The sequence below is a fragment of the Thioclava sp. F36-7 genome (assembly GCF_002020075.1).
Classification (GTDB): Bacteria; Pseudomonadota; Alphaproteobacteria; order Rhodobacterales; family Rhodobacteraceae; genus Thioclava; species Thioclava sediminum.
On record NZ_MPZR01000033.1, the window covers coordinates 1 to 681 of the forward strand.

1 protein-coding gene is annotated in these 681 nt (G+C 55.1%); it reads left to right on the plus strand.

The annotated features are described in order from the left end of the window. Positions 1 to 639: GNAT family protein (locus tag BMI89_RS20515; RefSeq protein ID WP_246832097.1), on the plus strand; the 639-nt coding region annotated here is incomplete at its 5' end. Between the last annotated feature and the right edge of the window lie 42 nt (positions 640 to 681).

The window sequence follows — 681 nt, forward strand, 5'->3', positions numbered from 1 at the left end:
GGACAAAGCGCTTATTCGCGGCATGTGCACCAAAGTCCGCTTTGCAATAGTCATGCGACGGCAAGCGTGCCATTCTTCAGTATGAACCAAACTACTCCCGAGCTTCATGGCCCCCGCGTTAGCCTCCGCCAATTCCATCGTTCAGATGTTGCCGGACGTTTGGCTCTCGGACGCTCGCCGGAAATTGTGCGTTGCTTTGGAGGCAATCCTAACGGCCTTCCTCCATATACAGAGAACGATGCACGCTCTTGGGTAGAGCGGAACATTAAGCATCCTCTGTGTTGGGCGGTCGAAGTCGATGGCCGTTTGCTGGGCGAGGCGCGTCTTGACGGACTTGACCTGCATGACAGCCGAGCGCGCTTGGCAACTGGGCTTTATGATGTTTCACAGCTCGGGAAGGGTCTGGGGCGTGAGGTGATTAAACTAGTCTTGTCGCATGCGTTTAAAACTTTGGGGTTGCATCGGGTCGATCTGAGGGTTTTGGCGTTCAATGAACGAGCGATACGCTGTTATCGCTCATGCGGTTTTGTCGAAGAGGGACGAGAACGTGAGGCAGCTCGGATTGGGGACGCCTGGTATGACGACGTAATCATGGGATTGCTGGCAACGGAGTACCAAGCCGAGGGGAGTCAGGTTTGATTTCTCTGGCTAAGCCGCCATTCGACCATGCCGCAGCATTCG